Source organism: Archangium sp. (assembly GCF_036388035.1).
Lineage (GTDB): Bacteria > Myxococcota > Myxococcia > Myxococcales > Myxococcaceae > Archangium.
Map to the genome: position 1 here is coordinate 1 of NZ_DASVSO010000755.1, position 13,891 is coordinate 13,891.

The window sequence follows — 13,891 nt, forward strand, 5'->3', positions numbered from 1 at the left end:
CCGCGGGGGCGAAGCTCGCGGGACTGCTCGTGCTGGGCTCGCCCGTCTTCTTTCCGCCGGATCCGCTCCTGCGCCGGCTCATCCACATGGGCTCACGGCTCTCGTGGCCCTGGGGCTTCCGCAACGAGTGGCTGAGTCAAACGCTCGCGCCCTTCCTCGGCTACCTCACCCTGCCCCTGTCCGACGTCATCGTGAACCCGAAGCACATCCTCCCGCCCATCCAGCGCAAGGTGTACGCGAACATGATGTCGTCGATGAGCCGCAACGTGCTCCGCCAGTTCCAGGACTGGATCGACCACGATGCCTTCCGCTCCTTCGACGGGAGCGTGGACTGGCGCGCGGGACTGGCGAAGCTCTCGCTGCCGGTGATGGTGATGGGGGGCAGCGTGGACCGGCTGGCCTCTCCGAAGAACCTCCGTGCGCAGTACGAGCTGGTCGGCTCCCCGGACAAGAAGCTCCACATCTTCGGCTGCGAGCGCGGAGACAAGATGGACTATGGGCACGGCGACCTGCTCTTCGGCACGGGCGCGCCCCTCGAGGTCTACCCCGAGGCGCGCGACTGGCTGGCGGCCCACGCCACGCCCCTGGCCATGCTCCCTCGGAGCGAGGCTCAGGGAGCGGCCCTCCCCACACAGCTCGCCTCGGGCCCCAGGGTGCCCTGAGTCGGGCCCAGCTCCGTCACGCGGCCCAGGGTCACCTTCGTCTCGCCCCGACAATCGGCCCATACGAGCCCCGCCGCGTTGTCGCGCACCGTGAGCGCCTCCACGCGCAGCACGCCGTCATCCAGCGCCATCAGCGCGGGCCCGCCCGAGCCTCGCACCTCCAGGCCCACGGCCGTCACGTGCCCCAGCGTCTCCGCCTGCACCCCGGCTTCCTTGCACCCTTCCAGGGACACATTGCGCAGCACCACTCGCGAGCCCTGCGCCCCCAGCACGCCCACGCCCGCCACGTCGCGCACCACCACGTCCTCCGCCTCCACCTCCGCGTCGCGCAGGTGCAGCCCGTCCCCCGAGTCCTTCTCCCGCGTCGTCAGGTGGGTGATGACGGCCCGCCGCAACCGGAGCTTCCCGCGCGTGACCGCGATGCCATACGCATCCGCCCCATCCACCCGCACCCCGCGCAGCTCCAGGTCCGAGCCCACCAGCAGCAGCCCTCCGTAGCTGCCACTGCCCAGCACCACCGTGTCCTCCAGCCGCCCCCGCGAGCCGATGAGCGCCAGGCCCGCTCGCGTCGCGCGCACCGAGGTGAAGCCCCGTGTCTCCAGCGTGGCCTCCACGGACTGGAGGCCGAACTCGTGCCCGGTGACGGTGACATCCTCGAGTCGCAGCGAGCCTCGCTGGACGGAGAGCCCCGGCTCGCGCCCACCCGCCACCGCCGAGCGCAGCACCCGCACCTGCCCCTCCACCTGGTAGAGCGCCGTCCCGGGCCCGTCGAAGCGCACGCCCTCCAGCGCCACCTCCGCGCCTCGCGCCTCCACCCCCCGCTTGTAGGCGCCGGTGAAGCGGCCCTCGCGCACCTCCGCGCGCACGCCCCCCGCCAGCAGCAGCCCCACCGCCTCGGGCCCGCCCGCCTCGAACCCGCTCCCCACCACCGTGAGGCGCCCCACCTCCATCCGCACCGCCCCGGCGCGCTGCCCGCTGAACCGCACCGACTCCAGCCGCACCGGCCCGGCCGCCTCCAGCCCCCAGCTCCCCCCCTGGACGCCCAGACCCTTCAAGGTGGCCCCCTCCGGCGCCCGCACCACCGGGCCCTCCCCCTCCCCGTGCAGCACGGCGCCCTCCCCCTCCCCCACCAGCTCCAGTCCGGCCGGGAGGACGAAGGGCCCCGGGTAGCGCCCCGGCGTCAGGTGGATCCGCACGGGCGAGCCTCCTGCCCCCGCGTGGATCAGCGCCTGCCTCAGCGTGGCGAAGGGTCGCGCCCGGGAGCCGTCTCCCTCCGCTCGGAGCGCGCCCTCCCCCCACACCTCGGCGGGCGGGGCGGGAGCCACGGCGGGGATCTGCGACCCCGGGGTACGGCAGCAGGCCGGGAGGATCAGGCAGGCGATCAGGAGCAGGCAGCGGAGCATTCGATCGTACACACTATTACCTGTCAGGCATCCGTGCCCGCCAGGATCAGCGAACGCCTCGCAAATGATCGAAATGACAAAGGAAAACCCTTTCAATCGATCACATCCACACGCCGTGGCCCTCACTTTCACGGCATGCGGGCGCGTGCTCCGGACACACTCTCCTCTCTAGAGGAGCCCCGCGAGCCGTCAATTTCCTCGCGTCTCGCGCGCAGGCCGATCTTCCGGCCTCGCAGCCGTTGCCAGCATTGACAGACAAAAGAGCGATTTGTTACCACCCACCGGCTTTCGCAATTCAACGCGGTTCGGAGGAGCGGATGACCAAGGCAGAGCTCGTGGAGGTGGTGGCGGCGCAGTCGCGGCTGACGAAGAAGTCGGCGGCGGAGATTCTCGACATCGTCTTCGCCAACATCGGCAAGGCGGTGAAGAAGGACCAGCGCTTCAGCTACCCCGGCTTCGGCACCTGGTCGGTCCGCTCTCGCAAGGCGCGGAAGATCCGCAACCCGCAGACCAACGAGATGATGAAGCTCAAGGCCTCGAAGACGATCGGCTTCCGGCCCGCCAAGGAGCTGAAGAACTCGCTGTAGTCCCTGGAGCCCGCGAGCGCGCTCCGACCTCTACGGGGGGCGTCGTCCAGCCGGACGGCGCCCCTCGCGCTTTCCAGCGCCCGGGGAAGCGCCCTGCCGCGCGAAGGTGGGCTCCTCGCCGGACTCGGTGGGGCCCAGCTCGTCGAGCGGATCGCTCGGCTCGCCTTCACGCCACAGCTCGAAGTGCAGGTGCACGCCCGTGGCCAGGCCCGTCTTGCCGGCCGCGCCCACCACGTCGCCCTGCTCCAGCACATCGCCCGGCATCACCAGCACGCGCGACAGGTGGCTGTAGCGGGTGGTGATGTTCCCGTCGTGCTGGATGACGACCTGGTTGCCATGGCCACCATTCCATCCGGCCCGCACCACCACGCCCCCCGCCGCGGCCGAGACGAGCTGGCCCGCCTTCGCCGCGAGGTCCAGCCCCTGATGGTCCCGCTCCTCGCCGAGGACGGGGTGCCACCGGCTGCCGAAGACACTGGTGACGATGGCCGGCTCCACCGGCCAGGTGAAGTGGGGACGCTTCGGCTTGAGCTGCAGGCGGCGCAGCTCGGCCATGCGCACCTCGAGCAGCTGCATCCGGGAGAGCACCGCGTCGGCCAGGTCAGAGGGGATGTCCCCGTAGGTGCGCGCGTCCTCCTCCAGCTCGGCCTCCAGCGACACCCGGGCGCGCACCACGTCCAGCGAGGACGTCTTGAGCGCGGGCGCTCGGAGGAAGGCGTCCAGGGCGGCGTTCATCTTCCGCCAGTTGTCCACCTGCTCCGCTGGCATGGGACTGCCCTGCACCACCTGCGCACGCGTGGAGCGGGCCAGCGAGGTGAAGGACGTCATCGCGGCCCGCAGCACCGGTGAGTCCGGAGCCATCACCTTCGGTACGAACTTCTTCGGCGCCGAGGGCCGCGCCGGGGCGGACCCCTTTTGGGACGAACCCTTCTCCGACGCATCGGCCGGGGGCCGCGCGGAGTGGGCGTACAGCTCGTCGAAGCTCATCTTCTGACGCGTGCGCGGAAGGGCACACGCCGACAGGAGGAGCAGCATGAGGGCGGCGAGACGACGCAAGGCGCCGCCAGTCTAGCAGCCCTCGGGAAATCAGCCAGCCAGCGCCCGGCGGATGCGCGCCAGCGCCTGGTCGAGGTCCGCCGCGGACACGTCGTAGATGTCGTCCCCCACCTCGGCCATGGCGCGACGCATGCCGGGGGTGGGCTTCGTGACGGTATCGGAGCGGAAGTCGATGGGCTTCATGCTGTCCTGAGAGGTAGTGGAAACTTCTTTACGCCCGAGGTCGGTCTGTCATACAGCGGCCAGGTGGCACGCGAGACGATAGAGTCGAAGCGGAAGCGGGCGGCGGAGGTGATGGACCGGCTGGAACGGGCCATGCCGGACGTGCGCATCGAGCTGGACTACGGCACCCCGCTGGAGCTGCTGGTGGCGGTCATCCTCTCCGCGCAGTGTACGGACAAGCGGGTGAACCTGGTGACCCCCGCCCTCTTCCAGCGCTTCCCCGACGCGCACACGTACGCCCAGGCGAGTGCGTCCGAGGTGGAGCCATTCATCCAGTCGTGCGGCCTGTACCGCGCCAAGGCGAAGAGCATCGTGGCGGCGGCCCAGGCGTTGGTGGCCGAGCACGGCGGCGAGGTGCCCCGCTCCCGAGCCCTGCTGGAGAAGCTGCCCGGCGTGGGCCACAAGACGGCTGGCGTGGTGTGCATCCACCTGGGCGGCGATGACGCCTTCCCCGTGGACACCCACGTCAAGCGTCTGGCCTGGCGGCTGGGCTTCACCCGCCACGAGGATCCGGACAAGGTGGAGGAGGACATGCGGGCCCTCCTGCCGTCGGAGCGGTGGGCCAAGGGCCACCAGCTCCTGGTCTGGCACGGACGGAGGATCTGCTTCGCGCGAGCGCCCGCGTGCGAGCGCTGCCCCGTGGCGGACCTCTGTCCGAAGAAGGGCGTGCCGGCTAGACCGACAGCCGCTCCTCGCGAGTCGTCTTGACGCGCTTCATCCGCTTGCGGATGAGCTCGCGCTTGAGCGTGGAGACGTGGTCCACGAAGACGGTACCATTGAGGTGGTCCGTCTCGTGCTGCACGGCGATCGCCAAGAGCCCGTCGCACGTGAGCGTCTGCTCGCGGCCCTCGGGGTCGAGGAACTTCACCGTCACCACCGCCGCGCGGTCCACGTCCTCGGCCTCACCGGGGATGGACAGGCACCCCTCCGTGTAGGTCGTCTTCCCCTCCAGCGCGATGATCTCCGGGTTGATCATCGCCAGCGGCTGGGACTCGGGCTGGCGCGGCCGGGTGTCCAGGACGATGACGCGTTGCAGCACCCCCACCTGCGGCGCGGCGAGCCCCACGCCGTCGGCGGCGTACATGGTCTCGAACATGTCCTTGATCAGCGTGCGCAGGGTGTCGTCCACCCGTGCTACCGGCTTCGCCTTCTGCTTCAGGATGGGATCGGGCCAGATGAGGATCTCGCGAACCATGGCGCCCCTCTTAACTCCGTGGCAGCGGTCGGGCAACCCGCCTTGGCACCCCGTCCGCCCGGTCCACCGCCAGACGACAGGCGCCTCGCCGCCAGGCTCGCGGATCCGGTTTGAAGTGCAAATTTCAGAGCAGAAGAGGCCGCTCGGGCGTCTGCCGGGCAAAAAAGGCGTTGAATGGCTTTCCACTCGCCGTGCGGCAAGGCACACTGGGCCAATCCGGATTCTCCGGTTGTCCGGCTCAGGAGGAATTGCCCGTGCTCCGGAAGACCGCCTTGCTGTCCACCCTGCTGCTGTGCGCCTGTGAGATCGGCGCATCGCCCGCGCCGAGCATCGTCTCCATCGAGCCCGAGGAGGTGGTGAGCGGTGAGGCGGCGACCATCACCGTCAGGCTGGATGCGCCCCCGCTGGCGAGAGTCGACTACGGCAACAAGACGGCGACGCTGCTGACGCCGACGCTGAGGATTGGTGACCAGGAGGCGCGCATCGAGCGGATGGAGCACGACGGCTCGCTGGTGGCCACCCTGCCCGCGACCCTGTCGGCGGGGCACCAGGATGTCCGGCTCGAGCTGGGAGATGGACACGAGGCTGTCGGCGCGGTGGGCCTCACCGTCCTCCCGCCCCCCCCGGCCCTGACACCCCGGAGCGGCCCGGGTGGTGGAACGGATGGCACGGGAGGAACAGAAGGAACGGGAGACGAAGGCCGGCGGCTGCTCGTCACGGGCCTGCGCATGGACCCCATCCCGGATCAGATCCGCGGCGTCCCCTTCGTCGTCACCCTCCGGGCCGAGGGCCCCGAGGCAACGCTCTTCGCGGGCCAGGTGCAGCTCACCGCCAACAAGGGCCGCCTCCGCCCGAACCTGAGCAACCCCTTCCGCGACGGCGTGCGCTCGGAGCAGGTCGTCATCGACAAGCCCGGAGCGAATGTGGTCCTCACGGTGCGGATGGGCGATGAGCTCGTCGCCCAGTCCAACCCCTTCAAGGTCTCGCCCGACTAGTCCGGCGGACCGGCGCCCCACGGCCTCCGCTCAGTCGAGCAGGCTGCGGGCGTACTCCTCGCGCAGCCGATCATCCGCGAGCGCCCGGGCCGCCTCGGCCAGGGCGGTGGAGATCTGCTGCGCGCGGTGCTGGAGCGCCGGATCCGGGTGCCCCGCGAAGCGCAGCGGGTGGAACTCGGTGGTGAGCAGCGCATGCGCGCGCTTCACCTCCTCGCTGCCCGCTCCACGCGCCAGCCCGAGCACCGTGAAGTAGTCCGCGTCCTGGATCTCCTCGAACTTGGCCTCGAGCCGGCGCACGTCCAGCTCGCCCGGCGCCTCCTCCTCGGAGGCCTCGGTGGCGGCCCGCAGGGTGATGAGGCCCAGGGCCCGCGCGACCGCGAACACCTTGAGGGCCGTGTCCTGCGGCAGCCCCGCGCCAAGCAGCAGCTGCTCGAGCGTCTGCTCCCCGTCGACCTCCTCGAGGAGCCGGAGCTCGCGCGAGGAGAGCCCGAAGTCCTCCGGCGTGGGCACCGGCTCGCCGCGGGCCACCCCGGCGCGCAGACCTCCGGCGGCCTCCAGGAAGGACTCGGTGGAGACGCCGTTGCGCAGGGCCTCGGCCAGCAGGTGCAGCAGGGGCCGGGTGGACGCCGCGAGCGCCACCTCGTGCGGCGGCGGCTCCTCGGAGAGCCGGTACAGCGAGGAAGGCTCCGCGAGCGCGTCCAGGGCCACCTGCTCGGTGTAGCGCTGCACGAGCGGGACGACCTCGTTCTCGCGCACGTAGCCCCGGCCCCGCATGGCGTCGATGAGCGTCCCCGTCGAGGCACCGCGGACCAGGCGCAGCTCGTTCTCCTGGCGCGCGTCGATGAGCCCATCACTCCGCGCGCGGTCCACGAGCGACTCGTCCGAGGCGGAGGAGACCGCCCCCACCAGCGCGCCGTCCTTCAACCAGAGGATGCGCAGGGCGCCGGCCACCTTGAGCTCGAGGCGCACTCCAGCACGCGCCTCCTGCAGGCGGGTGATGAGCCGCGAGAGCCCCTCCTGGTTGACGCTGCCACTGCGCGGGACGTCCACCTCGAACCGACCGGGGATCTGGATGGAGATGAGCGCCGCCTTCGCCCGGGCCGCCATCTCGTCCGCCTCGGCGCGGGCCTTCGCGACGACCATGTCCGTCTCGGCGCGCACCTTCGCCACCGTCTCCTCGGCCTGACGGAGCGCCTTCTCCTCGGCCTCGCGCCGGGCCTGCTCGGCAAGGGCGAGGCGCTCGGCCAGCTCCGCCTCGGCGTGGGCGCGGGTTGCCTCCAGCCGCTCCACTTCCTGGGAGAGGAACTCCCGCTCCTCGCGCTCCTGCGCCAGCGTCTGCCCCAGCCGCTCCGCCTCCGCGCGGGCCTCGCGAGCCTCGGCCTCCTGGCGCGCCACCGACTCCTCCAGCCGGGAAACCCGCTTCTCCAACTCCGAGCGGACGCGAGACAGCTCCTCGCGGGCCTGGGTCTCCGCTTCGATGCGGGCCTGCGCGGCGGCGCGCGCCTTCGCCAACGCCTCGACGCGCAGCTCCAGCTCCACGCGCAACCGCTCCGCCGTCATCGCCCGCGTCTCCGCGTCGACGCGCGCACGCTCCAACTCCTCGGCCTGCCCGTCCGACGCGGCCCGTGACTTCTCCGCGCTCGCGACCCGTGCCTCCGCCTCGACGCGCAACCGCTCCGAGGTCGCGGCTCGCGTCTCCGCGTCGACCCGGGCGCGCTCCAGCGCCTCGGCCTGCTCGCTCGCCTCGGCGCTCGCCTGCGCCGCGCTCTCGGCACGCGCTTCCGCCTCGGCACGGGCCTTCTCCGCGGCCGAGGCAAGCGCCTCCGCCTCGGTCCGGGCTTGCTCCGCTGCCTCGGCTCGCGCTTCCGCCTCGGTGCGCGCACGGGCCTCTGCCTCGACGCGCGCTTCCGCCTCGGTGCGCGCCTGCTCCGCCGCCTCAGCGCGCGCTTCCGCCTCGGTGCGCGCCTGCTCCGCTGCCTCGGCTCGTGCTTCCGCCTCGGTGCGCGCCTTCATCTCCTCCTGCACGCGCGCATCCGCGTTGGAGCGCGCACGGGCCTCCACCTCGGCCCGCGCCTTCTTCTCGGCCTCCGCACGGGCCTCGGCCTTGCCTCGCGCCTGGTGCTCCGCTTCGGCCCTCGCCTCCGCTTCCGCCCGGGCCTGTGCCTCCTTCTCGGCGCGCGCCGTCACGTCCTTGCGCGCCTTCGCCTCCCCGTGCGCCCGCGCTTCCCACTCCTTGCGAGCCTTCGTCTCCGCTTCGGCCCGCGACTCGGCCTCCGCACGGGCCGCCTTCTCCGCCTCCACCCGCGCTTCCGCCCCGGCCCGGGCCGTCTCCTCGGCGAGGCCCCGCTGCTCGGCCTGCGCGCGCTGCCGCGCCTGCTCCTCGGCCCGCGTCTTCCAGCCGGCGAGCTGCTCCTGGAGTTGCGCGGCCTCTCGGGACTGGGCCTCGAGCCGGGACTGAGTCTCCTGGGAGGTGGAGGTGGCCTCGGAGAGCTGCCGCTGGAGCGACTCCACCTGCTCGCGCAGCCGCGTCACCTGCTCCTGCTGTTGCGGCTGCTGCTCACGCACCGCGGCCGCCTCGGCCTCCACCGCCTGGCGCCGCTGTACCTCCTGCGTGCGCGCCTGCTCGAGCTCCGCTTCCCGCGCCCGCGCCGCCTCGAGCTGCCGCTCCACCTCGAGCCGCAGCGAGGCCTCCAGCCCCCGCTCCTCCGCGAGCGTGGTGAGCCGGTTGCGCTCCGCGTCGGCCTCGCGCCGCAGCGACTCCTCCCGAGCCCACGCCTCCTGCTTCAGGCGCTCCAGCTCGGCCTTGAGGGACGCCTCACTCGCGCGCGCCGCCTCCATGTCGCGCTGGAGCGACTCCAGCCGCGCCCGAGCCTCCTCGGACTCGCGCCGCAGCGACTCCTCCCGGGCCTTCGGCGCGTCCGCCTGCCGCTCCAGCGAGGCCCGGAGCTCCGTCAGGAGCGTCTCGAGCTCCTCGACCTTGCGCTCCGCATCGCGCCGACGCGCCACCGCGCCATCCCGCTCGGACAGGACCTCGGAGAGCCGCCGCTCGGCCCGCAGCAGGCGCGACTCCAGGACCACGAAGTCCTCTTCCGAGAGGGCCTCCGTCCGCGCCGCCGGCTCCGGCGCTCCTGGCGGGGGGCGGATCGGGAACTTCTCCGTGATCTCCGGCACGCCCGACGCATCAGGCGAGGCCTCGGGCTCCTCGTCCGCCCGTGCCGCCGCCGGCTCGGCCTTCACCGGGCCGCTCTGGGGCTTCTCCTCGGGCGTGGAGTCGAACCACCCCGCGCCCACACTCTCCTGCTGCGGCTCCTCCCAACCCTCCGACGCTTCGTCCTCCGCCGGCAGGGGCGCATCCTCGGGCACGGGCTCCAGATCCGCGGCGCCTTCCAGGTGCCGCACGGGCTGGAGCTCCGCCTCCGGAGCGAGGGCCCTCGTCCGTGACGTCGGCGTCGACTCCACGTCGAAGAAGCCATCCTCCGCGAGTCGGGACCCGGCCTTCCGCATCAACCCGGCGGGCGCATCCGCCACCACGGGCCGCACGGGGGCTGGCGCGACCACTGGCTCGACGGCCGTTGCCCGCTCGCGCTCCAGGGCCGCTTCAATCTCGAGCTGCGCGAGACGCTCGGCCTCCGCGCGGGCCTCCGCCTCGACGTCCACCACCTTCATGGGAGGCAGCGGGGCCAGGGGCGCGACGTCCTCGGACACCGGGGCCACGACGGGCTCCAGCGCGGCCGTGATGGTGGGAAGCCCCGAGCCCATCGCGGGAGCCCGCGCGAAGAGCCCCGCCGACGAGGCCGACTCCGAGACCTCCTCCTGCTTGCGGCGCCGGCGGGCGGCGGCCTCCAGGCGCACCTCCTGCTCCATGCGCTGCAATTCGTCCTCGCCGGGCCCAGGCGCGGACACCGGCGCGGTCGCGCTCGAGCCGACCACCGCCTCCTCCGTCTGTCCGAAGAGCGACTCCGCCTCGGCCCCCGGGTCGGGCTCGGTCAGCCCCGACACCTTGGGCCCGGAGCGCTCGATGAGGGCCTCCATCGCGGGCGAAGGCGTGGACACCACCGCCTGCTCCGTCTGCGAGAACAGGTCCTCCGCGTCGAGGGACGAGGGGGCCCCGGGGGCCTGGGGCTCCAGCTTCGGCAGGTCATCGAAGAGGGCGCTCTCCAGCGCGGCGTTGCGGCCCGGCGCGGAGGACTTGTGGACGAGGCCGGGCGGCCCGGCGACCACCGGGGCCGGCGCCACCTCCGGGGAAGGAGTCTCGTCCTCCGGCACCGCGAACCAGGCCTCCGGGCCCGCGGGGGAGTTGATGAGAGCCGCCACCTGCGCCACGAAGCTGGCACCGTCCAGGGGAAGGGGCGCCACCGGGGCGGCGCTGCCGCGAATGGGCTCGCCGAGCAGCAGCACGCGCGCGAGCCGCATGTCCGGGTGCAGCCCGAGCTCCTCCAGCACGAGGTGGCCGCGCTCGCTCTCCACCGCGGGCGCCAGGACGATGAGCGCGGGCAGGTGGTGACCGAACGCAATGAGGGCGTCCGCCACGGAGGTGGCGAGGATGACCTCATAGCCCTCGCGCGCGAGCAGTCGGCGCACGGTGGCGATGGTGGAGATGTCGTCGTGGACGAGAAGGACCGAGTCGGCCATTGGAACTCGGGCGGGAGTCTACAGCATGGCCGCCGGATCCACGTCGATCGTGACGCGCACGGCGTTGGGAATGTCGACCAGCTTCGCCTCCAGGCGGGCAAGCAGCGGGGCGAGCGCCGCGTGGCTGGGCGCCTTGAGGAGCAACTGCCACCGGGTGCGCCCGCGGATGCGGGAGATGGGGGCCACGGCCGGCCCCAGGAGGCGCACGCCCCAGGAGGCGGGGGGCATGTTGCGGGAGATGAAGTCCCCGAGGTGCCGGGCCACGCTGGCGGTCTGCTCCGGGTGCTCGCCCTCGAGCCGCACCGCCGCCAGTCGGGTGTAGGGCGGCCAGGCGAGCACCTTGCGCCGCTCCAGCTCCCGCTGGGCGAAGCCGTCGAAGTCGTGGGCGAGCACGCGCTTCACCGGATCCGCCTCCGGGTTGTACGTCTGCACCAGCACGCGCCCCGGGTCCTTGCCTCGCCCGGCCCGGCCGGCCACCTGGGTGAGGAGGTGGAAGGTGCGCTCGGCGGCGCGGAAGTCCGGGATGGCCAGCGAGGTGTCCGCCATCACCACGCACACCAGGGTGACGCCGGGGAAGTCGTGCCCCTTGGCCACCATCTGCGTGCCCACCAGCACGTCGAGCTCCCGGCGGGCGAAGGAGGCGAGCATCTCCGTGAGGCGCTCGGCGCTGGTGGCCGAGTCCCTATCCAACCGGGCCACGCGGGCCTGGGGAATCCGCTCGGCGACCTCGGCCTCCACGCGCTCGGTGCCGATGCCCATCTTGAGGAGCGGGCCGGTGCACTCGCGGCAGTGCTCGGGCACGGGGTGGGCCACGCCGCAGTAGTGGCACACCAGCCGGTTCTGCGAGCGGTGGTAGGTGAGGCACACGTCGCAGTCGGAGCACTTCACCGAGGTGCCGCACACCTCGCAGATGAGGAAGGTGCTGTGGCCGCGGCGGTTGAGGAAGAGGATGACCTGCTGCCCGCGCCCGATGGTCTCCGCCATGGCGTCGAGCAGCGGCGGCGAGAGGATGGGGGCCTCCTCCTGCACGAGCGGCTCGCGGGGGCGCTCCTGGCGCAGGTCCACCAGCTCGATGCGGGGCATGGGCCGGTCGTCCACGCGGTTCTTCAGCTCCAGCTTGCGGTAGCGCCCGCGGCGCGCGTTCTCCAGCGTCTCCAGCGAGGGCGTGGCCGAGCCGAGCACCACCACGGCGCCCGCCTGCTTCGCCCGCACCACGGCGAGATCCCGGGCCTGGTAGCGCAGCTTGTCCTCCTGCTTGAAGGAGGGGTCATGCTCCTCGTCCACCACGACGAGGCCGAGGTTGGCCACGGGAGCGAACACCGCCGAGCGCACGCCCACGGCGATGCGCACCGTGCCCTTGCGCAGGGCCTGCCAGTGGTAGAGGCGCTCGCGGTCCTTGAGGGCCGAGTGCAGCAGGGCCACGTCCGCGCCGAAGCGGCTGCGGAAGCGGCCCACGAGCTGCGGCGTGAGGGCGATCTCCGGCACCAGCACGAGGCTGCCCTGGCCCCGCTCGAGCGCGCGCTCCACGGCACGCAGGTACACCTCGGTCTTGCCGCTACCGGTGACGCCGTGGAGGAGGAAGGGCTGGAAGCCGCCGGTGTCGACCGCTGCCTGGAGCTGCAGGACGGCGGCGGCCTGTTCGGGGGTGAGCTTGTCGGGACGACCCTGGGCGAGCCCCTCCTTCACGCCCGGGGCGATGATCTCCTCCTCGATGCGGACGAAGCCCCGCTCCACCAGCTTGCGCAGCGTCTCCCGGGCGCCGGGGATGGCGTGGGCCACCTCCTCGATGGGGGCTCGGCCCCCCACCGCGAGGAGATAGGCCAGCGCGGCGGACTGCGCGGGGGCGCGGCGGAGGACGGCGGGCGCCTCCGGGACGAGCGCCACGGCGAACTCCTGCACGTCCGGCTTCGCCTCCTTCTCCACCTCGGTCTTGGTGAGCCCGGGAGGCAGCGCGCTCTTGATGACCTCGCCGAGCGGGTAGCGGTAGTGCTCGGCAGCGAAGCGCAGCAGCGCGATGAGGTCCGGCGGGAGCGACGGCGAGTCCTCCAGCACCTTCATGATGGGCTTGAGCTTGACGCTCTCGCCCTCGGGAGGAGGCGTGGCGGGCCCGAGGAAGAAGCCGAGCGACATGCTGCGCCCGAAGGGCACGAGGATGCGCTGGCCCGGCGACAGCCGTCCGGAGAGGCCATCGGGGACGACATAGGTGTACTCGCCCCGGACAGGACGGCCGACGGCAACGGAGGCGAGGTTCGAGGGGCTCACGGCGACTGGGAACCACTGTAGCGGCGCCCCCTGACACCGGTAGTTTCCGACCCGAAACGCACCCGGTGGACGGGTGTGCGCTGTCCGGGAGCGCACTGCGGGTGCTGGAGGCCAGAAAACGTTTCAGGCGGAAACCGGCTTGGGGGGAGTCGCGGGCCCGCGTCCGAGCGGATCCCACACGTACTCCTCGCTGGGCGTCAGCCGCATGTTGGTGAAGCCGTGCCGCGCCACGAAGCGCTCGAAGCGCTCGGAGACGGTCCAGATGCCGAACAGCCCCCGGGGATTGAAGACGTCTTCCCCCTGCCAGGTACCCTCCTCCAGAGAGAAGCCGTGGATGGCATTGATGCCCTCGGAGCGGCACTCCTCGCAGGTGGGAGGATCGCCGTAGGTGATGAAGCTGCGTGACACGTCCACCGCAGCGCGGCCGAAGCAGACCGTGGCGACGAAGTACCGGGGGATGTGGAAAGCCACGAGGCCTCGCCGCTTCCTGCGCACCCGCACCACCTCCACCGGGTGAAAGCCCTCCAGTCCCGTCAGTCCCTCGTCGCGGAAGGCCTGGGCGAAGCGTTCGGACATCAAGAGATCATCTCCACCGGCCTTGATGAAATCCCCGAGTTCCTCGCCGTACAGCACCAACCTGGTACGGTAGGGAGGAAGCCAGGGCTTCATCCCGATGAAACGGTCACACTTCGGGCAGCGGGCGGCGTCTCCCCGGTTCGCAGGCTCGACCTTGTCGACATCGGCATCGTAACGAGAACAGGGAACGCCGGATTCCATCACGAAGAAGTGTGGGGAGGCTGCGGGCTCAGAAGCCACGGGGAAACCTCTTGAGCATGTCAGGCCGACTGTATACCTCACGAAGGAAGGCCTCGAACTG

The 13,891-nt window shown here is 72.0% G+C and carries 10 protein-coding genes and 1 pseudogene; 4 read left to right on the forward strand and 7 right to left on the reverse strand.

The features are described from left to right. A pseudogene (locus VF697_RS30910) lies at positions 1 to 662 on the forward strand (alpha/beta hydrolase); the annotation flags it as partial. On the opposite strand, the gene VF697_RS30915 reads toward VF697_RS30910, so the two are convergent. Further along, positions 611 to 1,858: a hypothetical protein gene (locus VF697_RS30915; RefSeq protein ID WP_331100561.1), complete on the reverse strand. Its 1,248-nt coding sequence runs from the start codon at positions 1,856 to 1,858 to the stop codon at positions 611 to 613. The pseudogene VF697_RS30910 and the gene VF697_RS30915 sit on opposite strands and share 52 nt — an antisense overlap. 524 nt (positions 1,859 to 2,382) lie before the next feature. On the opposite strand from VF697_RS30915, the gene VF697_RS30920 reads away from it, so the two are divergent. After that, positions 2,383 to 2,652, forward strand: a complete 270-nt coding sequence (locus tag VF697_RS30920) for an HU family DNA-binding protein (protein ID WP_108073827.1) — start codon at positions 2,383 to 2,385, stop codon at positions 2,650 to 2,652. 30 nt (positions 2,653 to 2,682) lie between these two features. Here the strand turns inward: VF697_RS30920 and VF697_RS30925 are convergent, their stop codons facing one another. Together VF697_RS30925 and VF697_RS30930 are read right to left on the reverse strand one after the other, a co-directional pair. Further along, positions 2,683 to 3,708: a M23 family metallopeptidase gene (locus VF697_RS30925; protein ID WP_331100567.1), complete on the reverse strand. Its 1,026-nt coding sequence runs from the start codon at positions 3,706 to 3,708 to the stop codon at positions 2,683 to 2,685. 30 nt (positions 3,709 to 3,738) lie between these two features. Continuing rightward, complete coding sequence (locus VF697_RS30930; RefSeq protein ID WP_331100578.1) at positions 3,739 to 3,891, reverse strand: beta-eliminating lyase-related protein; 153 nt, start codon at positions 3,889 to 3,891, stop codon at positions 3,739 to 3,741. 45 nt (positions 3,892 to 3,936) lie between these two features. Between VF697_RS30930 and nth the strand changes: the two genes are divergently transcribed. Further along, positions 3,937 to 4,638: an endonuclease III gene (gene nth / locus VF697_RS30935; protein WP_331100576.1), complete on the forward strand. Its 702-nt coding sequence runs from the start codon at positions 3,937 to 3,939 to the stop codon at positions 4,636 to 4,638. On the opposite strand, the gene def is transcribed toward nth, so the two are convergent. Next, positions 4,604 to 5,125 carry a peptide deformylase gene (gene def / locus VF697_RS30940; RefSeq protein ID WP_331100569.1) on the reverse strand — a complete coding sequence of 174 codons (522 nt, stop codon included), beginning with the start codon at positions 5,123 to 5,125 and terminating at the stop codon, positions 4,604 to 4,606. The genes nth and def overlap by 35 nt on opposite strands. 254 nt (positions 5,126 to 5,379) lie before the next feature. Here def and VF697_RS30945 point away from each other — a divergent pair, with 254 nt between their 5' ends. Further along, positions 5,380 to 6,120 carry a hypothetical protein gene (locus VF697_RS30945; protein ID WP_331100570.1) on the forward strand — a complete coding sequence of 247 codons (741 nt, stop codon included), beginning with the start codon at positions 5,380 to 5,382 and terminating at the stop codon, positions 6,118 to 6,120. 30 nt (positions 6,121 to 6,150) lie between these two features. Here the strand turns inward: VF697_RS30945 and VF697_RS30950 are convergent, their stop codons facing one another. From VF697_RS30950 to VF697_RS30960, 3 genes are all read right to left on the reverse strand, one after another. Then, complete coding sequence (locus VF697_RS30950) at positions 6,151 to 10,752, reverse strand: hypothetical protein (protein ID WP_331100571.1); 4,602 nt, start codon at positions 10,750 to 10,752, stop codon at positions 6,151 to 6,153. Positions 10,753 to 10,770: 18 nt separating this feature from the next. Further along, complete coding sequence (priA, locus tag VF697_RS30955) at positions 10,771 to 13,014, reverse strand: replication restart helicase PriA (RefSeq protein ID WP_331100572.1); 2,244 nt, start codon at positions 13,012 to 13,014, stop codon at positions 10,771 to 10,773. Between the two features lie 123 nt (positions 13,015 to 13,137). Next, positions 13,138 to 13,590: a hypothetical protein gene (locus VF697_RS30960; RefSeq protein ID WP_331100574.1), complete on the reverse strand. Its 453-nt coding sequence runs from the start codon at positions 13,588 to 13,590 to the stop codon at positions 13,138 to 13,140. Positions 13,591 to 13,891: the final 301 nt, after the last annotated feature.